Annotated in this window: 26 protein-coding genes and 1 riboswitch; of the genes, 20 read left to right on the top strand and 6 right to left on the bottom strand. The window is 49.0% G+C overall.

Translation table 11 applies throughout. From position 1 onward, the window contains the following. The 3 genes from KNO92_RS02165 to KNO92_RS02155 are packed head-to-tail and all read left to right on the top strand — an operon-like array spanning position 1 to position 1,630. Positions 1-603: a pentapeptide repeat-containing protein gene (locus tag KNO92_RS02165; protein WP_214694974.1), complete on the top strand. Its 603-nt coding sequence runs from the start codon at positions 1-3 to the stop codon at positions 601-603. Next, complete coding sequence (locus KNO92_RS02160; RefSeq protein WP_214694972.1) at positions 600-1,427, top strand: aminoglycoside 6-adenylyltransferase; 828 nt, start codon at positions 600-602, stop codon at positions 1,425-1,427. The genes KNO92_RS02165 and KNO92_RS02160 overlap by 4 nt, the downstream gene beginning before the upstream one ends. Positions 1,428-1,477: 50 nt before the next feature. Beyond that, positions 1,478-1,630: a hypothetical protein gene (locus tag KNO92_RS02155; RefSeq protein WP_012727577.1), complete on the top strand. Its 153-nt coding sequence runs from the start codon at positions 1,478-1,480 to the stop codon at positions 1,628-1,630. 7 nt (positions 1,631-1,637) lie between these two features. On the opposite strand, the gene KNO92_RS02150 is transcribed toward KNO92_RS02155, so the two are convergent. Continuing rightward, the gene (locus tag KNO92_RS02150; RefSeq protein WP_274664709.1) at positions 1,638-2,042 is read right to left on the bottom strand and encodes an ion channel; all 405 of its coding nucleotides are present in this window, start codon (positions 2,040-2,042) and stop codon (positions 1,638-1,640) included. A gap of 127 nt (positions 2,043-2,169) precedes the next feature. Beyond that, a riboswitch (TPP riboswitch) is annotated at positions 2,170-2,274 on the top strand. A gap of 88 nt (positions 2,275-2,362) precedes the next feature. On the opposite strand from KNO92_RS02150, the gene tenA reads away from it, so the two are divergent. From tenA to KNO92_RS02110, 8 genes are all read left to right on the top strand, one after another. Then, positions 2,363-3,037, top strand: a complete 675-nt coding sequence (gene tenA, locus KNO92_RS02145; RefSeq protein ID WP_214759926.1) for a thiaminase II — start codon at positions 2,363-2,365, stop codon at positions 3,035-3,037. Then, on the top strand, positions 3,034-3,825 hold the full coding sequence (gene thiM / locus KNO92_RS02140; RefSeq protein WP_214694962.1) for a hydroxyethylthiazole kinase: 792 nt from the start codon (positions 3,034-3,036) through the stop codon (positions 3,823-3,825). The genes tenA and thiM overlap by 4 nt, the downstream gene beginning before the upstream one ends. Next, the gene (thiD, locus tag KNO92_RS02135; RefSeq protein ID WP_214694961.1) at positions 3,822-4,661 is read left to right on the top strand and encodes a bifunctional hydroxymethylpyrimidine kinase/phosphomethylpyrimidine kinase; all 840 of its coding nucleotides are present in this window, start codon (positions 3,822-3,824) and stop codon (positions 4,659-4,661) included. Before thiM ends, thiD begins: the two co-directional genes overlap by 4 nt. Continuing rightward, a complete protein-coding gene (gene thiE / locus KNO92_RS02130) occupies positions 4,630-5,271 on the top strand; it encodes a thiamine phosphate synthase (RefSeq protein ID WP_214759925.1) in 642 nt (213 codons plus the stop codon). Before thiD ends, thiE begins: the two co-directional genes overlap by 32 nt. A 25-nt stretch (positions 5,272-5,296) precedes the next feature. Continuing rightward, positions 5,297-5,935 (top strand): SDR family oxidoreductase, encoded by a 639-nt coding sequence (locus KNO92_RS02125; protein WP_214694957.1) that lies wholly within the window; start codon positions 5,297-5,299, stop codon positions 5,933-5,935. 115 nt (positions 5,936-6,050) lie between these two features. Next, on the top strand, positions 6,051-7,616 hold the full coding sequence (locus tag KNO92_RS02120; RefSeq protein ID WP_214759924.1) for a GGDEF domain-containing protein: 1,566 nt from the start codon (positions 6,051-6,053) through the stop codon (positions 7,614-7,616). A gap of 42 nt (positions 7,617-7,658) precedes the next feature. Next, positions 7,659-8,108 carry an OsmC family protein gene (locus tag KNO92_RS02115; protein ID WP_214694945.1) on the top strand — a complete coding sequence of 150 codons (450 nt, stop codon included), beginning with the start codon at positions 7,659-7,661 and terminating at the stop codon, positions 8,106-8,108. A 62-nt stretch (positions 8,109-8,170) separates the two neighbouring features. Continuing rightward, on the top strand, positions 8,171-8,614 hold the full coding sequence (locus KNO92_RS02110) for a GNAT family N-acetyltransferase (protein ID WP_214759923.1): 444 nt from the start codon (positions 8,171-8,173) through the stop codon (positions 8,612-8,614). Here KNO92_RS02110 and KNO92_RS02105 read toward each other — a convergent pair. After that, on the bottom strand, positions 8,611-9,057 hold the full coding sequence (locus tag KNO92_RS02105; RefSeq protein WP_012727567.1) for a DUF4385 domain-containing protein: 447 nt from the start codon (positions 9,055-9,057) through the stop codon (positions 8,611-8,613). The two genes, KNO92_RS02110 and KNO92_RS02105, sit on opposite strands and share 4 nt — an antisense overlap. Before the next feature lie 75 nt (positions 9,058-9,132). Here KNO92_RS02105 and KNO92_RS02100 point away from each other — a divergent pair, with 75 nt between their 5' ends. The 8 genes from KNO92_RS02100 to manA all read left to right on the top strand — a co-directional run bounded on the left by KNO92_RS02100 (position 9,133) and on the right by manA (position 16,639). After that, entirely contained in the window at positions 9,133-9,675 is a 543-nt protein-coding gene (locus KNO92_RS02100; RefSeq protein ID WP_214694939.1) for a GNAT family N-acetyltransferase, read from the top strand. 107 nt (positions 9,676-9,782) lie between these two features. Then, entirely contained in the window at positions 9,783-10,760 is a 978-nt protein-coding gene (locus KNO92_RS02095; protein ID WP_214694937.1) for a LacI family DNA-binding transcriptional regulator, read from the top strand. A gap of 3 nt (positions 10,761-10,763) precedes the next feature. After that, a complete protein-coding gene (gene rbsK, locus KNO92_RS02090) occupies positions 10,764-11,648 on the top strand; it encodes a ribokinase (protein ID WP_214694935.1) in 885 nt (294 codons plus the stop codon). Next, positions 11,648-12,037, top strand: coding sequence for a D-ribose pyranase (rbsD, locus tag KNO92_RS02085; RefSeq protein WP_214694934.1), 390 nt, complete (start codon positions 11,648-11,650; stop codon positions 12,035-12,037). The genes rbsK and rbsD overlap by 1 nt, the downstream gene beginning before the upstream one ends. 12 nt (positions 12,038-12,049) lie before the next feature. After that, positions 12,050-13,528, top strand: coding sequence for a sugar ABC transporter ATP-binding protein (locus tag KNO92_RS02080; protein ID WP_214694932.1), 1,479 nt, complete (start codon positions 12,050-12,052; stop codon positions 13,526-13,528). Between the two features lies 1 nt (position 13,529). Beyond that, positions 13,530-14,495 carry an ABC transporter permease subunit gene (locus tag KNO92_RS02075; protein WP_214694930.1) on the top strand — a complete coding sequence of 322 codons (966 nt, stop codon included), beginning with the start codon at positions 13,530-13,532 and terminating at the stop codon, positions 14,493-14,495. 23 nt (positions 14,496-14,518) lie between these two features. Beyond that, entirely contained in the window at positions 14,519-15,430 is a 912-nt protein-coding gene (gene rbsB / locus KNO92_RS02070) for a ribose ABC transporter substrate-binding protein RbsB (protein ID WP_214694925.1), read from the top strand. Between the two features lie 168 nt (positions 15,431-15,598). Further along, complete coding sequence (manA, locus tag KNO92_RS02065; RefSeq protein WP_214759922.1) at positions 15,599-16,639, top strand: mannose-6-phosphate isomerase, class I; 1,041 nt, start codon at positions 15,599-15,601, stop codon at positions 16,637-16,639. Here manA and KNO92_RS02060 read toward each other — a convergent pair. Further along, positions 16,560-17,897, bottom strand: a complete 1,338-nt coding sequence (locus KNO92_RS02060) for a sugar phosphate nucleotidyltransferase (RefSeq protein WP_214759921.1) — start codon at positions 17,895-17,897, stop codon at positions 16,560-16,562. The genes manA and KNO92_RS02060 overlap by 80 nt on opposite strands. Before the next feature lie 43 nt (positions 17,898-17,940). Between KNO92_RS02060 and KNO92_RS02055 the strand changes: the two genes are divergently transcribed. Continuing rightward, positions 17,941-18,543, top strand: a complete 603-nt coding sequence (locus KNO92_RS02055; RefSeq protein ID WP_214694920.1) for a response regulator — start codon at positions 17,941-17,943, stop codon at positions 18,541-18,543. On the opposite strand, the gene KNO92_RS02050 is transcribed toward KNO92_RS02055, so the two are convergent. From KNO92_RS02050 to KNO92_RS02040, 3 genes are read right to left on the bottom strand one after another with little or no spacing between them, the layout of a single operon-like run. Beyond that, a complete protein-coding gene (locus KNO92_RS02050; protein ID WP_214694918.1) occupies positions 18,497-19,390 on the bottom strand; it encodes a glycosyltransferase family 2 protein in 894 nt (297 codons plus the stop codon). The genes KNO92_RS02055 and KNO92_RS02050 overlap by 47 nt on opposite strands. Continuing rightward, positions 19,387-20,526, bottom strand: coding sequence for a glycosyltransferase family 4 protein (locus KNO92_RS02045; protein WP_214694917.1), 1,140 nt, complete (start codon positions 20,524-20,526; stop codon positions 19,387-19,389). Before KNO92_RS02045 ends, KNO92_RS02050 begins: the two co-directional genes overlap by 4 nt. After that, positions 20,526-21,710 (bottom strand): lipopolysaccharide biosynthesis protein, encoded by a 1,185-nt coding sequence (locus KNO92_RS02040; protein WP_214759918.1) that lies wholly within the window; start codon positions 21,708-21,710, stop codon positions 20,526-20,528. Before KNO92_RS02040 ends, KNO92_RS02045 begins: the two co-directional genes overlap by 1 nt. Positions 21,711-21,729: the final 19 nt, after the last annotated feature.

Below are 21,729 nucleotides of genomic sequence, written 5' to 3'. Positions count from 1 at the left end.
ATGTTTCAACCACATACGCAATATCGAGATGAAGATTTCCGCGACGTGACACTCCGTGACGAAGAGCTGTCACACGTCACGTTCGAGAACTGTCGCTTCACATACGTCGATGCGACGGAACTACAAACGGAACGCTGTCAGTTCATCAACTGTGATTTTACCGATTCGAAATGGAATGCGTCCCGTCATATTGGCAGCTCATTTTTGAACTGTCAGTTCCATGGTGCCAATTTGTTCACGAGTGAGTTTGAGCAATGTAAAATGACGGGGTCTTCCTTTGAGGAGAGCCAGTTTGAAGGCGTCCATGTCACAGAAGGGGACTGGTCATTCGTCAACCTTCGTCACGTGTCTCTTAAGAAAATGGATTGGTCCCACGTTCGTTTGGTTGAGGCGGACCTATACGGTGCTGATTTGACCGAGACGGTTTGGCATCAGGCGGACTTGTCACGAGCGACACTTCAACATGCGGTGTGCCGTGGTGCTGACTTCAGAGGAGCACTTGTCGACGGGGTTGATTTTTCGAACGTGACGTTACAACAAACAAAACTAGACGCGATGCAGGCAATCCAAGTCGCGCGCTCATTGGGGGCGATTATAGAATGAAACCGGAACAAATTATTGAACAGTTGATTGCGTTCGCGAAAGAACGTGAATACATCCGAACGGTCGTCTTAAACGGTTCGCTCGTCAATCCGAACATCCGACCAGACCCATACCAAGATGTCGACCTTGTTTTTTACGTAGAAGATGTAAAAGCGGTTGCGACCGATCGCTCATGGATCGATATGTTTGGAGAAGTCTTGATCATGCAGACACCTGAAACGTCTGATCCCGAACGACATGTGGCATTTTTGGTGCAGTATGTAGACGGACATCGTATTGATTTGACGATTCGAAGCATCGAGCAACTTGATGAGATGCTCGAAGCCGATTCGCTCAGTCAGATTATGTTCGACCGAGACCATCATCCGAGTGTGACACCGTCAGACGACACATACCGTGTGACACGCCCGTCTGCTGATGAGTATGCGTCTTGTTGGAATGAATTTTGGTGGGTGTCACTTTATGTTGTCAAAGGAATCAAACGACACCAGGTGTTATACGCGCTCGATCATCTCGACATCATGCGAAATATGCTCCGTCAGATGATGCAATGGAATATCGGCTATGCGACGAACTTTTCTGTGAATCTCGGAAAATCGGGCGACGGGATGCGAGAGCATTTACCGGAAGAGTTGTGGGAGATGCTCACGGCGACGTATGCCTCGGCTGAGCTGAGCGCGATTGAAGACACGCATGACCGCCTGCAATCACTCTTCTTCTTTTGCGCGCAGCGTGTCGCGGAACAAGGTGATTTCGTCTTCCAGGAAGAAGAAGCCAGACGCGTCCGTGCCGCATGTGCAACACTTCGACATTCGAACGATTAATGAGGCCGTGAGCCGGGAAACGCTCCTTATAGAGAAAGGAGCGTTTTTTCATGAACCCATATACGACATTTATTGCTCTTCTAGTCGGAAGTCTTGTCCTCTTTGTCGGCATTCGCTTAAAAAAATGGCCAATCATTTTGGTTGCGATGCTCCCCCTTGGTCTCGTCGCATTTAATATGTTCTTACTCATCACGGGGCGCTAGGACATGTTCACTTGTCTTTTTGATACATCGATTTGATGAAGAAGGCACTCGGTAACAAAATGCCGATGGCGCCTTCGATGATGGCGAATAATCGGGTCAAACCAATCGGCAACAAATCACCAAATCCGATTGATAATAAAGTGACCCCGCTGAAATACAGGAGGTTTTCCCAAGTCGGTTCAACGGCATTCATGGATTCGAGTGAAGTCACAAGAATGACTGAATCACGAGATAAAGCATAATAAATCAATGTGAATCCTAACATGACACCAAGTAGGCTAACGAACAACTGAGCGAACAATCTCCCGTCAAATCCTGTTTGCTTGTACGTTTGACGTTTGAAAAACCAAAATACGTTCAAACTGATGAAGAGTAATGCAATGGTTAATAAAATCGTATTCAATCCGGACACATCCTTTTCATGTAAATGAGTTCATTTATTCATTCCCGAAGCGAAGAATGAAAAACAGAATCGGAAAAGGTTTGCAATTGATGAAAAGATTGATAGAATGTGGTCGAAGACGACTGAATTTCATAATGTTTGCCACTAGGGGAGTCGCGTCACGCGGCTGAGATGGACAAGGTCCAGACCCTTCGAACCTGATCTAGTTCACGCTAGCGTAGGGAAGTGGGCGAGACGACTCATATGGCTTCACCTAGATATGACTGTTCGAGACGCCGCTTCCTTTATGGGAGGCGGCGTCTTTTTATCTGTTATAAGGGGGAGTTATTATGAAATTTACAGATCACTTACGTCAGGAAGCGGATGGATTGTTTGAAGCAAGCTTTCATCATCCGTTCGTTCGTTCACTCGGAGAAGGAACGCTCGATGAGAAAAAGTTTAGACATTACGTCATGCAAGATTCGTATTACTTGAATCAATTCTCGAAAGTCCAGGCCAAAGGGGCGACGCTCGCACCGACGATGGAACTATCGAGTCGCTTTTTGACACATGCGTTGCACACGATTGAGGCGGAACTCTCACTTCATCGTGAGTTCTTTACGATGCTCAACGTGACGGATGTTGAACTGGCGACATTCGAGCCGGCACCAACCGCTTACGCGTATGCGCTTCATATGCAACAGGCAGGACCGACACTCGGTGACGTATTGGCGTCAATCCTTCCGTGTTATTGGGTGTATTACGAAATCGGTGAACGTTTAAAAGATAAACGACCAGACCATACGATTTATTCAGCTTGGATTGCGACGTACGGTTCGGAGTGGTTCCGTGAGTTGGTGGAAGAACAGATTGATCGGTTGGATGAATTGGCTGGACAAGCGACAGAAGAAGAACGGCTTCGTTACACAAAACTCTTCTTGAAGAGTTGCTATTACGAAGTCGCCTTCTGGGAAATGGCATGGACGCTTGAATCTTGGACGTTGTCACAGGAGGTCAACCAATGAGACATGAGATTTGGAGTGAGATTCGAAAGCAGGAACCGTTGATTCACAACATCACAAACACGGTCGTCGCCAACTTTTCGGCGAATGGACTGCTCGCCATCGGTGCCTCTCCCGTCATGGCAGATGCGATTGAAGAAGTGGCAGAGATGACATTTGTGAGCGATGCGCTCGTGTTAAACATCGGAACACTTGGGACGATGACGGAAGCGACGATGATTCGTGCGGGGCAAGCTGCAAATGAAGCGGGATGTCCGGTCGTGCTCGATCCCGTCGGTGTCGGGGCCACGTCGTTCCGTCGAGATGTCGTCGAGCGGATCCTTCGTCACGTCCGCGTGTCAGTCATTCGTGGAAATGCAGGAGAAATTGCCACATTGATCGGCGTTGATTGGACAGCGCGAGGTGTCGATGCGGGTGACGGGGCGTATGAACCAAATCAATTGGCACTCGAAGCGGCGAAACGATATGGATGTGTCGTGGCCGTGACAGGAAAAGAAGATCAGGTCAGCGATGGAAGTATCGTCATAGAAGTTCATGGAGGGACAAAACGGATGACTAAAACGACCGGTACAGGCTGTTTACTCAGTGCGGTCGTCGGAGCATGTCTAGCGGTCGAAAAGAATGCACTCAAAGCGACGGTGACAGCCGTGTCGGGATATGCCTATTGCGGAGAGTTGGCGAGTGAACGGGCAGAAGGACCAGGAGATTTTCCGATTCATTTTTTAAATTCCCTCCATCAATTGACGCAATATACAATCCCGACGAATCGAATCGAGGTGTCGACCTCATGAGACCACAAGTATTGACGATTGCAGGATCTGATTCAGGGGGCGGCGCCGGTATTCAAGCCGACTTAAAAACGTTTCAAGAGCTCGGTGCGTTCGGGACAAGTGTACTTACCGCCATCACAGCCCAGAATACACTCGGTGTGCATGGGATTGAAGCGATTTCCCCGGAAATGATCACCGGACAAATCGATGCAGTGGCCAATGACTTTCAGATTACAGCATGTAAGACCGGCATGTTGGTAGATGCGGAGCGGATTGAAGCGGTAGCCGTAGCACTTGAACGTCATCGTTTCCAACACGTTGTCGTCGATCCTGTCATGGTGGCGAAAGGGGGCGCTTCTCTGTTGCAAGATAGCGCGGTCGAGGCACTTCGGACGAAGCTGTTGCCACATGCGACGGTCGTGACGCCAAATATCCCTGAGGCAGAGGTATTGGCCGGACTCGAGATTCGAACAGAGGCAGATCAGATGAAGGCCGCTCAATTGATTCGGGCACTCGGAGTCGAAGTCGTCATCATCAAAGGTGGACATATGGAAGGTGTGAAAGCCGTCGATTTGATTGTGTCCGAATCTGAAGTGTTTCAAGTGAGCGCACCCCGCGTTCGGACGAAAGACACACATGGAACGGGATGTACGTTCTCTGCAGCTTTGACGGCTGAGCTGGCATACGGAAAGACACTTCGTCAAGCTGTCGTGGACGCGAAGCAATTTATCCATCAGGCGATCACGCATGGATTATCGATTGGACAGGGGCATGGCCCGACAAATCATTGGGGACATCGTTTAGCGAAAGAAGAGGTGGTTACCGTTGACGTCATGTACGAAACAAGCACTTACTAAGCAACTTCGTCTTTATTTTGTGTGTGGGACGACGGATACATCTGATTTGGTGGGGACACTCGAAGCGGCACTTCGATGTGGTGTGACATGTTTTCAATTTCGCGAAAAAGGTAAAGATGCATTGTATGGAGATGAAAAAGAAGCAATGGCGAAGGCGCTCCAACAGGTATGTCGACAAGCGAATGTTCCATTCATCATCAATGACGATGTGGACTTGGCAATCTCGATTGATGCAGACGGTGTGCATGTCGGACAAGACGACTTGCCTGCCGAATGGGTCCGTGCAAAGTTAGGACCTGACAAATGGTTAGGGGTGTCGGTCCATACGATGGAGGAAGTGCGTGCAGCTCTTCCATTCGCAGATTATGTCGGGATTGGCCCGATTCACGCGACGAAGAGCAAGTTAGACGCGGGACGTGTGCGCGGGACGGAACTGATTCAGCAAGTTCGTCAGCGATATCCGCGGCTTCCGATTGTGGGGATTGGAGGTATTCTTCCGGAGCATGTTCCTTCAATCATTTCTGACGGGGCAGACGGCGTTGCCGTCATCTCTGCCATTGCTTCTGCACCGGACGTAGCAACGGCTACCCGGCGTTTCGCTTGTCTCTGAATTTAATGCTTGAGGAGGAAGACAGATGAACGTATTTGTAATCGGTGCAAACGGCCAGATTGGCCATCAATTGGTGGAAAAGTTACACAATGAAGGAAAGCATCACGTCACGGCGATGGTGCGTAAAGAAGAACAACTCAATGACTTCAAGTCAAAAGGATACAACGCCGTACTCGGTGATCTCGAAGGTTCAGTGGCAGACTTGGAAAAGGCAATCGACGGAATGGATGTCATCGTGTTCGCAGCCGGTTCTGGTGGAAGCACTGGAGCAGACAAGACACTCTTAATTGACCTAGATGGTGCAGCGAAGAGTATCGAAGCAGCACAAGCGAACGGGAACATCAAACACTTCGTCATGGTCAGCGCCTTGAAAGCAGAGGATCGCTCAGCTTGGCCAGATTCGATGAAGCCGTACTATGTAGCGAAGCATCATGCCGATCGCTTACTCGAACAGAGTGGACTCACATACACGATTGTTCGTCCGGGCGCGTTGACAGATGATGCGGGAACGGGCAAAGTGAACACGCAATTTGAGGGAAGTGGAGAGATTCCACGCGAAGACGTGGCATCATTCTTGGTGCATGTCCTTCATAACCATTCAAACGCGCAGAACAAAGCAATCGATTTAATTAAGGGGGATACCCCAATCGAAGAAACGCTATAAGTATGTGACATCAAGAACGGGATGTGAACCATCCCGTTTTTTGTCGCGTTAAAGAGGGAAAAGAACGCAGAATAACGAAATAATAGAAGAATACGAACAGGTGAGGAGGTCCCGCATGACCGAGATGTTTATTTATCTGGCGGTCTATTTGTTACCGTCATTTTTGCTCGGCTTTTTAGCACTCGATGTCTTTCAACGAAATCCGAATAAAGTAGAGCATCGTTTGCTGAGCCTGTTTGTGTTCGGTTATTCGATGCTCTTCTTGGCTGAATTTGTCCGCCATCTTTCTCCGATTGAATACAGTCCGGCACTCATTGCGTATTGGTTTGGGAATGCCGGCATCTTCATCTTTATCTTTTCTGTTCATTTCATATTAAGTATCACAGGCGTCGGAGCAAAGGCACCGAAGTGGTTGTATCCTTGGGTCGTCTATTTGCCGCTGATTCCCGTCATACTGACGTATATCCGGCGAGAGAACATCATCAACAGTCAGCAGTTTGAGCAAGTGGGGATCTGGATTTATCCCGAATTCAATGCTTCTTATTTGATTACGCTGACCGTCGGGAACATCTTTCACATATTGATCATCGGTCTCATTTTTTATGCTCTCAAACGTGCGGAACGAAGAGAACACCAACGCGTGTTGCGCATGCTTTTTTGGACGGCGAATGTCGTATTGTTATGGGATGTTGTCTTCGGTTATTTTCAATTCCGTGGGTTCATTCCGCCGTACTCTTATATGTATGGAGGGCTCGTATGGGCAGTGGCGCTCGTCATCGCAATGAATCGTTTGGATTTCTTGACCTCTTACGTGAAGCGATACGGGACACTATATAACTTGAATCCATCTGCCATCTTGTTGATTGATCCCGATGGAAAAGTGGAAAGTGCGAATCCGGCTGCACGAACGCTATTTCATACGGTCCGGGTCGTAAATGAACGCTTTGTCGATTTATTACCGGAAAAGAAAAAGGCGGAGTGGATGGAACATTATCATCAACATTTCCAGACTCGCAAAAAGTTTTTAGAGTTCGAGACGAAGATTATGACGAAATCCGGCCAAGAGCGATATGTCGTCATTGATGGGGACTTTGTTGATATCGATCGAACAATTCATGGGATGATCATCATTCGGGACGTGCATTCGTTCAAAGAAGCCGAGCAAACAATCCGTTTCTTTGCCTATCATGACCCACTGACGAAGTTGACCAATCGACGTGCGTTTTATGAACAGGCAGACCATGCGTTACTAAGTTCCTCAAGATTATCTTTATTGATTATTGATTTGGACGGTTTCAAAGCGGTCAACGATACGTATGGTCACCAAGAGGGCGATCATTTCTTAACGCATTTAGGTGGATTGTTAGAAGCATCAACGCGAGACGTCGGCTTGGCTTCTCGTGTCGGAGGCGATGAGTTTTATATCTACTTAGTCAATCTGACGGAATCTGAAGTACTCGCATTTATTCACGAACTTCAAATGACGTTGAATCGGAATCCATACAGAACGTCGGATGTGACGATACCAATCCGGGCAAGTATTGGGGTCAGTCATGCGCCGGACCAAGGGACGGACTTGGATACGCTGATTCATAAAGCGGACCAAGCGATGTACCAAATCAAGCAGGACGGAAAAAATGATTATGCGATTTATGACGAGGCGTTACATGGCCCGAAATAAAGGGAACATAGAAGTGTTTGATTATGGAGAGGAGGATGGAACATGTCAGAAAGACCGTTAGTGACGATGCGCGCCGAGGGAGAAGCCGGAGGCGTCAAGACGACTGTACGTGTAGGTGAGCACACCCCATTTATCGTAGATGAGCCGGAACGACTCGGTGGAACGAACAAAGGACCGAACCCGCTTGAGTATCTTCTCGGTGCCCAGTCGTCCTGTACGACCATCATGATTGCGTATGCCGCACAGGACTTAAACTTTGATTACGAAGGGGTCGAGTTCGTAACAGAAGGAACGCTCGATCCACGAGGATTCCAAGGGATGGAAGGTGTCCGAACTTATTTCGAGTCGACTCATATGAAAGTTGTATTGGACACGACCGAATCGGATGAGCGAATCGAAGCATTAAGGAAGGCTGTCGAAGCACGCTGTCCGATTCATAATCTGATGCATGCAGCAGACGTGGCGATGACGGCAGAATGGACTCGAAAATAAAGATGGGGGCGACCTCATCTTTTTTACATAGTAATCGTGAAAAGAGTACGGAGGGGAGACGAATGCATCACCGACCGATGAAGCGTGAATGGGCAAGTCAAATTCAAGAATGGACATACGGAGCTCCTTATGACTTTTATAATCAGTCGCCTTCTGAAGAGGGGATTGACGAGTTGATGACATATCAGGCGATGTTAGAGGATCATGAGCTGATTGGATTTTATTGCATCGGTTCACCGGCTCAAGTACCCAATTCGACATATCCGTATTCGTCAGACTTCGCGGACATTGGGCTTGGGATGCGACCTGATTTGACAGGAAAAGGATATGGGAAATCGTTCGTGACATACGTCATGGAGAGAGCGGTGGAACAGGGGAAACCGCTCCGTCTAACTGTTGCCTCTTTCAACGAGCGTGCGATTCACCTATATGAAACGCTTGGATTTCATACCATCACATCGTTTGAGCGGAATGAGGTTCCGTTTCAAGTGATGGTGCGCGATTAACCATATTGTTTCTGATGTGCCTTTTTACGTCTTAAATAATCCTCATCGGCACGGAGTTGATCCCAATACGTTTTGAAGATGCGGGCAGACTCTGCTTTTTCTTCGTCGATTTCGCGCTCGTGGATGTCACCATCTTCTTTATATTTACGTCCTCCTTTATAATTGGCGTAGCGTCGGGCTCGCGTGTAGCCCATTTGGATGAACTTTCGGGCCATGTCCATTCCGACGAAATCATCGTTTGCGCGATACGCTTCAAACAATTCCATGATTTCTTCAGCGGATTGCTTGGCGATCTCTGGCGTTTTAAATCGCCAATGTGGCAAAATCTCACTTTTATACGGTTCGACAAGTAGTACCCCTTGTTCACCACGCCCGACTCGGTACAGTTCGGGTTGTTTTCGGAAGTCGATTTCATCAAAATTTAAATCATAGTCAAATGGCATGTTCATTCCTCCTCGCCTAACGTTTTCCCATTAGGTCGGGGAAAGAAACAACTTGAAGGAAAAGGATGGGTTTGTATGATCAAGATGGAGACAGAACGATTGATCTTAAGAGCATTTACGCTAGAAGACGCAGAGGATATGTATCGTTACGCCAAAGACGAACGTGTCGGACCGATGGCAGGTTGGGCGCCACATGAATCCGTTGAAGAGACGAAAGATGTCATTCGACTGTTTGTTGAGGAAAAAGACGTGTGGGCGATCGTGTTGAAAGAAACCGGGCAAGTGATTGGCAGCATCGGATTACACGACCGAAGACCGGACCCTACGATTCAACATGAGGCTCAACGTGAAATCGGTTATGTGCTCAGCCCCGATTATTGGGGGAACGGCTATGTGCCGGAAGCCGTTCAGGCGATGATTCGATTTGGATTCGAAGCATTAGGGCTGGAGCGAATTTGGTGCGGCTATTTCAGCTTCAATGACCAATCCCGACGCGTCGTTGAGAAATGTGGGTTCACCTATGCGTTCACGAAGACGCAAGAATTGACCCGACTCGATGGACGGACGGTAGAATGTCTCGTCTATGTCCAACTCAATCCGACATTCTCTACACATTGAAGCGCTGTTTCAATGTGTTTTTTCATGAAATCATAAAAACCCCTTGATATGTAACCGGTTACACATTAAGATGGATTTGTAAGCGTTTCCAGAACGGGGGATGTCAAATGGCGACCATCAAACAAGTGGCAAAACATGCGAACGTCTCAGTGGCGACCGTATCACGTGTCATGAATAAGAGCGGATATGTGAGCGAAGAGGCGAAAGAAGCGGTCGAAAAGGCGATTGCGGAACTGAATTACGCACCGAACCGAGTCGCTCGTTCGCTCTATAAAAAATCGTCGAATTTGATTGGACTCATCATGCCAGACATCACAAACCCGTTCTTTCCACAGCTGGCTCGGGCGATTGAGGATGTCGCCAATCAGCATGGGTATCAAGTCGTCTTATGCAACACAGACGAACAGCTCGAAAAAGAGCAGACATATTTGGTCGCCTTGCAGACGATGCATGTCGACGGGCTGATCATCACGACGAACCATTCGCACAACCCGAATTACGAGACGTTGGATTTACCGATGGTCGCGCTCGACCGAATCGTGAAGGCGGGAATCGACGCCGTTGTATCGGACGGTTATGAGGGCGGAAAGTTGGCAGCTGACACATTGTTACAACACGGTGCGACACGTCTGGCTCATATTGCCGGACCTGATCATCTCAAGACGGTCAAGCGTCGGACCGAAGGATTTGTCGAAGTAGCGGGAGACAAGCTCGTCGGGATGACCGAGTCCACGTTCACGTTCAAAGACGCCTTGAAAGCGTCCCAAGAGCTGTTCGATCATGCGTGGCCGTTCGACGGCATCTTTGCAGCAAACGATGTGATTGCAGCCGCGGTATTGCAGGAAGCAGTTCGTCGAAACATTCGTGTCCCGGAAGAACTACAGGTCATCGGATATGACGGGATCGAACTAGGGGAGATGACGTCTCCGCCGCTGACGACCATCGTTCAACCGATTTATGAGATGGGGCGAGTGGCGACAGAACGATTGCTCGATTTGATTGAGAAAAAAGACACACGACCGAGAGAGATGCTGTTACCGGTCACGTTACTTGAAAGACAAACGACAAAGCGGAAGGAGAAATAAAGAATGAAACGCATTGTTGTCATTGGCAGTATATCGATGGACCTTGTCGTCACGTCCGACAAACGTCCGCAAGCAGGGGAAACCGTCATCGGCGAGTCGTTCCGTACCGTTCCAGGGGGGAAAGGTGCGAACCAAGCGGTCGCTGCTTCTAAGTTAGGGAGTGCCGTGCAGATGGTCGGTTGTGTAGGGAACGATCCGTTCGGTCAGCAGATTGTTGAGAACTTCAAACAGCATGGTGTCGATGTTGCGCACGTTCGGGTCATACCGAATGAAGTGACGGGGACGGCACACATCGTATTGGCGGAAGCAGATAATTCGATTGTCGTCGTTCAATCGGCGAACAAGCAGGTCTTCTTCAAGGACGAGGAACTAGATCAGCTTCTCGATGAGCAGTCGTTCGTACTCTTACAGCTCGAGATTCCGATCGAGATCGTTCAGCAAGTGACCGCTTACTGTAAAGCGAAAGGGATTCCGGTACTACTCAATCCGGCACCGTCGCAACCACTCCCGCCAGAAGTGATTGAAGACGTCACGTACTTGACGCCGAATGAACATGAATGCCGGGATTTATTTAAGGGATTGTCCGTGGACGAAGTGCTTGAACGATATCCGAACAAGTTACTCGTGACAGAAGGCGTCCGAGGTGTTCGATTCCATGACGGACGAGAAGTGCGGCATGTGCCAGCTATCCGAGCGAACGTCGTCGACACGACAGGAGCCGGTGACACGTTCAACGGTGCGCTCGCTGTCTCCCTCATCGAACAAGATGATTTGGAGACGGCCGTACGGTTTGCCGTGGTCGCATCCGGCATGAGCGTCGAAGGCTTTGGTGCACAAGGTGGTATGCCGACACGAGAAGATGTACAACAACGATTGGAGCGCGTGTGATGAAAAAACAAGGGATATTAAATAGTCATCTAGCAAAAATCTTTGCCGATCTCGGGCATACGGATCGCATCGTCATCGCAGACTGCGGACTCCCGATTCCGGACGGGGTGAAGCGTGTCGACCTTAGCCTCCGAATCGGGGAACCTTCCTTTCTTGAAGTACTTGATGTCGTCGAATCGGATTTGGTCGTAGAGCGCATCACGATTGCCGAGGAAATCCTCACACACAACCCGACGATTGCAGATTCACTGAAAGAACGATACACAAGCATCGACATGTGTTCGCATGAAGACTTCAAACGGGAGGTCGCAAAAGCAAAAGTGGTCATTCGAACTGGGGAAGCGACACCTTACGCGAACGTCATCTTACACGCCGGGGTCATTTTTTAAGGGGGGATTTCGATGCATATTCAGTTGAAAGGCATCCATAAGTCGTTCGGTCCGGTCTCCGTCTTGAAAGGAGTCGACTTCGACCTGTTGCCTGGAGAGATTCATGCGCTCATGGGAGAAAACGGAGCGGGCAAGTCGACGTTGATGAAAGTAATGACCGGTCTTCACGCTCAAGATGAAGGAGACATCCTCATCGACGAGAAGAAACGTCAATTCAAACACCCAAAAGAAGCGGAGCAAGAAGGCATTGCCTTCATCCATCAGGAGCTCAACATTTTACCGGAGATGACGGTAACGGAAAACTTATTTTTAGGTCGAGAGCTGACGGGACCGTTCGGGATGGTCAAACAACAGGAAATGACACGACGCGCTCGTGAATATTTGGCAGAATTGAACGTCTTCATGGATGTCGATGAAGTGGCACGCAACTTATCGGTCGGACAGCAACAGATGATTGAGATTGCCAAGGCCCTCATGACAGATGCGAAAGTCATCGTCATGGACGAACCGACGGCCGCCTTGACGGACCGGGAAATTCAGGCACTCTTTGCCGTATCGCGAGCTCTACGGGATCAAGGTGTGTCAATCATCTATATCTCTCACCGCATGGAAGAAATTTTCGACTTGTGTGATCGGATCACCGTGCTTCGGGATGGACAGTCCATCTCGACCCGTATGATTTCGGACACTTCTTTTGAAGAAACCGTGCGCGACATGGTCGGACGTGAGATCGGTGAACGTTATCCGACGCGCACGGCGACGCTCGGGGAGGTCGTTCTTGAAGTAGATGATTTAATAGGTAACCGGTTCCACAACGTATCATTCAACGTTCGAGCTGGTGAAATCGTCGGATTCTCCGGATTGATGGGAGCAGGACGGACTGAAGTGATGCGTGCTTTGTTCGGAGCAGACACCCACAAAGGGGGAGTCATCAAGCTGAACGGGAAACCGATTCGAATCAAGACTCCGGCAGACGCCATCAAACATGGCATCGCCTTTTTGACAGAAGACCGAAAAGGCGAGGGCTTGCTTCTCGACTTCTCGCTAAGAGAAAACTTATCACTCCCGACACTCGATAAACGGGCGAAAGGGTCAGTCATCTCGAAGCAGCAAGAAGCGACGTTCGCCGAGACATACTTACAAAAACTGCGGGTCAAGCATCATTCGATGGAGCAAAAAGTGAAGTCGTTATCCGGTGGGAACCAACAGAAGATTGTGCTCGGTAAATGGTTAGGTGTCGAACCGGACGTCTTGATTTTGGATGAACCGACCCGTGGAGTCGACGTCGGTGCCAAGAAAGAAATTTACAACATCATGAGTGATCTTGCGGAGTCAGGTGTTGCCATCATCATGGTCTCCTCCGATTTACCGGAAGTGCTCGGGATGAGTGACCGAATCGTCGTCATGCGGGAAGGTGTTGTGACCGGAACGCTCACGAAAGAAGAGGCGACGCAAGAAAAAGTAATGACGTATGCGACAGGAGGGCAATGATATGGAATTGAAAGCAACGACTGCACTGAAGCGCCCGGGTCGACTTGGATGGGGACAAAAATTAGGACCGCTGTTTGGTCTACTTGTCATCGTCGTCGTTGTGACCGCGCTCGAACCTGGATTTTTATCATTAAATAATATCTTTAACGTACTTCGACAAGTTTCCATCAATGCCTTGATTGCCTTCGGGATGACATTCGTCATCTTGACAGGCGGGATTGATTTATCGGTCGGCTCGATTTTAGCGCTCGCCTCTGCACTAGTGGCAGGCATGATGGTGGACGGTCAACATGCGGTCATGGCCGTTGCACTTGGCTTGATTGCGGGTGCCGTTCTCGGGGCCTTTAACGGGGCGGTCATCACATACGGGAAAGTGGCGCCGTTCATCGCGACATTGGCCACGATGACGATTTACCGAGGTTTGACGCTCGTCTATACGGACGGGCGACCGATTACTGGTCTCGGAAATTCTGGGTGGTTCGAGATGCTGGGACGTGGCTACTTCTGGATTATCCCGGTGCCGGCATTGACGATGTTACTCGCGTTCGGTGTTCTTTATTTCATTTTGAAAAAGACGACATTTGGTCGTCACACGTACGCAATCGGTGGAAATGAAGAAGCAGCAAAATTGATGGGGATTGGCGTCAATAAAGTCAAAATTATGATTTATTCGCTATCGGGTATGCTTGCTGCACTCGCGGGCATCATCTTGACATCACGTCTCAACTCCGCACAACCGACGGCAGGAACGTCATATGAACTCGATGCTATCGCGGCGGTCGTTCTCGGGGGAACGAGCCTTGCAGGTGGTCGAGGTTGGATTGTCGGAACATTGATTGGGGCACTGATCATCGGAACGTTGAACAACGGATTGAACCTTCTCGGCGTATCATCTTTCTTCCAACTCGTCGTAAAAGGTGCAGTTATATTGTTTGCAGTATTGCTTGATCGTCGACAAAACGCGTAACGCGCGAAAGGGGAAAACGGAACATGAAAAAATGGACAGCTTGGCTACTCGCACTGACTATGGTACTGATGGCAGCTTGCTCGACTGAACAACCGGGGTCTACGTCTGAGACGGAAACGAAAGATGGGGATTATGAAATCGGCTTATCCATCTCGACATTGAACAACCCGTTCTTCGTCGCATTGAAAGAAGGCGCGGAAGAACAGGCGAACGAAATGGATGCGACATTGACAGTGGCGGACGCGCAAAACGATGCCGCGAAACAAGTGAATGACGTTGAAGACATGATTCAAAAAGGAATGGATTTGATTCTCATCAACCCGACAGATTCAGAAGCAGTCGGCGCAGCGGTACAAGCAGCAAATGATGCAGGCATTCCGGTCATTACGGTAGACCGTAACGCAGAGACTGGTGAAGTGGTCGCACACGTCGCTTCAGACAACGTCGCGGGTGGACAGTTGGCGGGTGATTATATGGTTGAACTCGTAGGCGAAGGTCAAAAAGTCGTCGAACTCGAAGGGATTCCGGGAGCGTCAGCGACACGTGACCGTGGACAAGGATTCAACGAAGCAATCGATGGGAAATTGGAAGTCGTGGCAAAACAATCTGCAAACTTTGACCGTGCAGAAGGATTAACGGTCATGGAGAATATTTTACAAGACAATAAAGACATCGTCGCTGTATTCGCACATAACGATGAGATGGCACTCGGTGCCGTTCAAGCACTTGAAGCGGCTGGAATGAGTGACGTGAAAGTCATCGGATTCGATGCAACAGACGATGCGGTCAAAGCGGTCGAAGGTGGGACGATGGCAGCAACGGTTGCCCAAAAACCAGCTGAGATTGGAAAATTGGGTGTAGAAGCGGCAATCAACCATTTGAAGGGTGAAACGGTGGAAGAAAACATCCCGGTCGAACTCGAATTAATCAAATAAGGAAGATGAAACCTCACGATGCCTCGATTTCGGGTAGAGCTCGTGAGGTTTTTAAATGTTTACATATCCCTCTTCAAAAATTGGATAGTTCCTCCCTTTTTAAGGGTATATCTAGGTAAAATACAGGAAGGGGGGAGTCGTTTCTTCTTTTTGAGAAACGCAGCACATATGTATAAACTCAAACCGGTGTTTAAAGAACGTATTTGGGGTGGCCGTCAGCTAGAGACGTTATTTCATCTTTCGTTACCGGAAGGGAAGATTGGCGAGTGTTGGGCGGCATCCGCACATCCGAGTGGAATGACAAAATTTGAAAATGGACCATATGTAGGACAGACGCTCGCGGATTTATGGGATGCCCACCGTTTAGAGCTATTCGGTCCGTATCCATTCGCGACATTTCCGTTACACGTCAAACTACTCGACGCGCGTGCCTATTTATCGGTACAGGTTCATCCGAACGATGAGCAGGCGCAACGTCTCGAACAAGAGGAGTTTGGGAAAGAAGAGTGCTGGTACGTGTTAGACGCAGAACCGAATGCCGAGATTATCGTCGGCCATACGTTCCGAACGAAACAAGAGGTATATACATGTGTGCAACAAAAAGAATGGGCGACTCGTCTAAAGACGCAAGCCGTGAAAAAAGGTGACTTCATTTACATCCCGAGCGGAACCGTTCACGCTCTTGGTCCGGGTGTCGTGTTGCTTGAAATTCAACAGACGAGTGACCGGACATATCGTCTTTACGATTTTGATCGAGTGGATGACACGGGTCGTCTTCGTGACCTTCATATCGAGAAAGCCGTGGAAGTGATGAACATTCCGGATCGTCGGACAGACGAACTCGTACGGACAGATTTAAAAGATGCGTTGACGACCGAATTGATTTCAAAACCATCTTTTAAAATCATGCGACACCAAGTGAATGGAACGCCAGCGATTTTAGAGAAGTCGGAAACGTTCCGATTGATCTCGGTCGTTTCGGGAGAAGGCTTCGTGCAAGGTGAAGACGGCGTTCAAGCCATCCGGGCAGGAGATCACTATTTCGTTCCAAAAGGAAAAGGACCTCACTTGTTCACCGGAAAGGTGGAAATCGTCACAAGTGAAGTCCCTGTTCCAACAACGCATCGCGTCAATACTGTTTATCAAGTGGAGACGGCACAGGACAAGCATCGTCGAGTGTCCAATCGTTTGAATACTGAACCTCGATGAACACGACGTCTTCGTGAGCTTTGAGCGTGTGAGCCGCACCGCGTTGAATCGAGATGACGTCGGTCGGCTTCGCCTCAAATGATTGTCCGTCAATTGTTACGGTCGCCGTTCCTTGAAGCATCGTCCAAATCGTATCGGTCGCTTCGTGATAATGATAGCTGAGTTCTTTTCCGACCTGGACGAGCATCCGTCGCGTCACACTGTGATGACCGTCCGCGAGCGTCTCGTGATGAATCACTTCGGATTGTCCCCAGCGCTTCCATTTGAACTTTGGATAGTCGTCAGAGGAGGCTAGATAATCTTTTAACTGCGGCGTCGCATCTTTCGTCGAGACGAGAATCCCGTCCGCGTTGACGGCGACAACGAGATCTTCGAGCCCGATTCCAATCAACGGAAGATTCAATTCATTGATGACATGGGTGTTCGTCGACTCGAACAACTCAACCTGACCGTGCGTGGTGGACGTCATTTCTTCGGTCAAGGTATTCCATGTCCCTAAGTCCTTCCAGTCCCCATCGTAGCGATGGACGAACACGGACTCCGCATGTTCGACAACGGCATAGTCGAACGACGTTTTTTCTAAATCATCGTAGCGGGTCGTGAGCTCTGAATATGTCGTCGGTAAGTTTCGCTCCGTCAGTTCATCGAGCAACAAGTGCAACTTACAAGCGAAGATTCCACAGTTCCATAATGCGCCTTGTTCAATCAACTGTTCCGCCACATCGACGGTCGGTTTCTCTTGGAACAACCGGACGGAGGAGACTTGAGCCGTTTCGTCTGGGACGATGTATCCGTATTTCGATGTCGGGTGGAGGGGCGTGACCCCAATCAGATGCAAGGCATCGTCACTCGCTTGTACCGCTTCATCTACTTGAGGGAAATATTCAAAGAAGCGAAGGTCGACATAAGCATCGACCGGCATCACGAGTACTGTCTCATCCGGGTCGACATGTTGTTCGTTCAAATAACTAGCACCGAGCACGATGGCAGGGAATGTATCTCGACGACTCGGTTCGGTGATGATATTGGCCTTGGTCCCGATTTGATAAACGATGGCATCGCGTTGAAGCGCGTTTGTTAAAATAAAGGCATCTCGATCTAATTGCATGTCACTTAGTTGGGAGAAGACCCGTTCAATCATCGATTGTTTGGCACCTTGACCGTCATCAAGTAATCGAATGAACTGTTTCGAGTTGATATCGTTCGAAAGTGGCCAAAGACGCTTTCCTGATCCACCTGATAGTAAGAGTAGTTTCATTTCGTGACACCCTTTCTCGATTAAAATTTCGGAGGTACACAACATGGCAAATTACTTACTCGTCGAACCGCACGAGCATACGCGCAAGACGTTGGCTCGTCTGTTGATGAAAGAAGGAGAACTCATTTTTGAAGCGACGGAAGCGACGGAAGCGATTGAGATTTTAGAATCGAGCGACATCGACGTCGTCATCACCGAATTAAGACTCCCCCATACGGACGGGGTCGAACTGTTATCGTATGTGAAGAAAAAGTTCCCGCTCATTCATCAAATCGTATTGACGGATTACACGCATACCCATACGTTGATCGCGGCCGTCAATTATGGAAACGTCAAGCGCATCATGACAAAACCGATGAAAATCGATGAGTATGTGATTCGCGTCATCAAGGATGTCGGTCAAGAAGCCGTCAACATGAAGACGAATAAGTATCGAGTCGCAGACATGTTGACGGAGTTTCTAGACGATCTTGGACAGGCATACTGTCTGTTTTATGAGAGCGGAGACTTGGTCAGCTCGGAAAATCTTGTCGTCCCGTTCGAATCGGGGGAGACGAGCGAGCTGAAACGGTTCGTCATCCCGACGCAATATGGAGAATTTATTTTGTATCAGTCACGGGATCGTTCTTCCCGAACTTGTGGGTAAAGAGTTGCGATACTCCGATCATCGTTAATCGAAGGTACATGTAGGCGACCCCTAATGTTAATACAGGGTGTCGTCTATATTTTTTGAGGTTGGACGGATGATAGAGCACCGGTCTGAAGAAATACCAGCGAGCGAGTGCCTTTCGGAAGCCGCCTTCCTCTGTCTCGAGCGTTTGCGGCATCACTTGGAAGTAATAGCGCTTCTTCTCGAGCAGATTTTGGAGCGTCACTTCCTTCTCGTTATGTTTCACCGCAGTGAAGGTGGCGCGACGGATGATCCCGCCTTGTTGGATGTAACGAATGGTCGGTTGGGTCTCTTCAAAACTGATTTGAGCAGGGTTGATCCCGCCTGATGCCTCGTACGCTTCCATCCGCCAAAACCGTGCCGCCTCGATGGAGCGGTCATCAATCCGTTCTTCTGGGATTTGGAATAGATTCCGTTCAAACACCTTTACTTTGGAGAAAAAGTTGGTGTACGTGCTATAGGCCTCTTCTGGGATGACGAGCGCCCCGACCTCTTCGTGATGCTTAAGGTAAAGCAGGCAACTCGTCAACAGTCCCTCGGTCAACACCATGTCCGAGTCGATGACATACAAGACATCGACGTGGAGTTCACGAAGTCGACCGATTGCCTCTTTACGGGCGATGCCACGCTCCCCATGTGGGAGGGAAAGAATGATGAAGCGGTCATCGTCTACAGTCAACTCTCGCATGACCTCGACGGTTCGATCGGTCGAGCCGTCATCCGCGATCACACAGACAAACTCGGCCGTTTGCTGTTGGATGGACTGAATCGTTTCCCGAATGATTTCCTCGTTACAATACGTAGACATCGCGATTCCAATCATGATGTTCTCCCTTCCTGAATCAAGATTCCTAACTTTTGATTCAACCATTGTTCAAATGCCGCGCCGGTGCGACTCCATTGCAGTGTTTTTGAAAATGCATGGGCATCACGTCGCACGACCTCATAATGATCTTGATCGTTCAAACAGCGTCTCATCTCGAGCGCGAGTGCCTCTGCGGTCTGTGCCATCGTCATGTAACCAAGTTTTCCATATTGAACCGCGTCCCGAAGTCCCGGCGCATCGTACACGATGGTCGGTGTCCCGACAGCAGCGGCCTCGCTGACGGTCAAACCCCATCCTTCACGACGGGACGGAAAGAGGAGGGCTGTCGCCCGACTCATGCGTTCGAGCTTCTCTTCTTCACTGACGAATCCGAAGTAATGAATATCCGACCGTACATCCTCAGGCGTGATTGGATCAAGTTGTTCGGCGATGTACGCCTCGTTCTTCTTCCCGATGATCCACAGTTGTGCGGTCGGGAAATCGCGCTTGATCGATACGAACGCCTTGACGGCATCATTGATCCCTTTATAGGCGGACATGCGTCCGACGTATAAGAACGTGGGATGCTCTTCTTTCTCAAACCATTCTTCTTCTGGCCAAGGTGTGAAGTTGAGTCCTTCCGGCAAAATCGTGACATGAGACTCAGGAATTCCGACGGCGACGAGGTCATCTGCCGTCGACTGGCTGACGGTCAAGACATCGCTTTGCCGATAGAGCCGCAGACGACTCGTTTCCGTCCATGCCCCGACCCATGACACGGGAGGTGGTAGGTTGATTCGCCAAATCTCACGCGTCAATTGGTGGATGAAGAGAACACGTTTATGTGCCGGCACATAGAATGGCGTGAAGTAATGGTGTGTATTCATTTGGTCGAGGACGAGATCGATTTCTTCTTCGTGCGCTTTGTAGTAGCGCCGTGCCTCTAAGATGCTCGTCATGTCTGTACCGGAGCGAATATACCGAACACCATCAATCCATTCCTCGTCCTCACATCCTTCGATATGAGGGGACAGATGGATAATATTGTAACGAGGAGAAACGTAAGCTAGCATCTCATGCGTGAATACTTCGGCTCCTCCTGCTTTCGGATGTTTGATGTCTCGCCAAGAGAGACATAATAAAGTGGGTTTCATCACGATTCCTCCTTTAATTGTTGGCGTCGCTCAGAATGAAAGCGGAAACGAAGAAGTAGAGACCCTCCGAGTAAGACGACCGCTTGAGCGAATAGCCACATCTCCATCGATTGCCGGAATAGGAATAAGGCAACGAGAAAGACGAAGAGTAGCGCCCAATACCAACGCAAGTACCGATTGTTTCGTAAGATGAATTGCAACATCGCCTCATATTGCACAATGATGATGCCGATATAGGTGAAAATCATATAGCGTACGAAATAACCTGCCTCGTCATATCCTTGACCGAAGAAAATCGGTACAACCGACGGAATGACCAAATAATAGACGATGGTGATGATTCCGAGAGCAGCCAATAATAATCGGAATACGGTGCGCTCAAACGATAGGAATGAATCCGTCTCGGCCGCCCGGCTCAGACGTGGCAAAAGGACTTGGAAAATCGACAGACAGACGAACAAGACGAGCTGACTAAAGCGTAGGCTGACGGAATAATCTCCGACTAACGATGGAAAGAATAAGGTGACGAGTAAGCTGTCGACCGAGAAGAAGAGTGTCATGACAATCTGCACATGGATGAGTTGGAACAAACCATGGAACTGTTTGTCACCAGCCGTTTCCGGGAAGTGAGTTTGCCATATACTGAGTCCATATGTGAGAATCATGCCGATCAAAATCCCAATCAAAGCGAGCGTGATATCAAGCTGTTCGAGAAAAATCCACGTGACCCCCACTTTCACAATCGCTTCAACGTAATAAGAAAGGGTGAGGGCATAAAATCGTTCATTTGCCTGCAAGACCCCACGCCGGAATGATACGAGAATATGGAAAAATACTGTAACTGCAAGTAAAAAGAGGTTAATCCTAGATAAAGGAAGAATATATGGGATAAGTATAAAGAGTACACTGGATAAACCCATCGCGACGAGTAAGATGATCCGTTCGATATACCGATAGTCGGTCGCGATTTGTTGTCCTAAGTTTCGGGTGACAATCCATTGGACGGCGCTCCCGATGATGAGTAACAGTCCGAGAAGGGCGAGATATGCGTTTAAGAGACCATAATCTTGACTCGTTAACCCGCGGGCTAAGAAGAAATGATATGAATAGTTGATGATATTTAGTAACGCATCAAGAACAGGGAAGATGAGTAAGATCGAATAACGGCTCATGACAGCTTTCATACAATCACCTCTTTCAGGT

It is taken from the genome of Exiguobacterium sp. s129, assembly GCF_018617585.1.
In the GTDB taxonomy this organism is placed as follows: Bacteria; Bacillota; Bacilli; order Exiguobacteriales; family Exiguobacteriaceae; genus Exiguobacterium; species Exiguobacterium aestuarii_A.
This window is presented reverse-complemented; position numbering and strand designations above follow the sequence as displayed.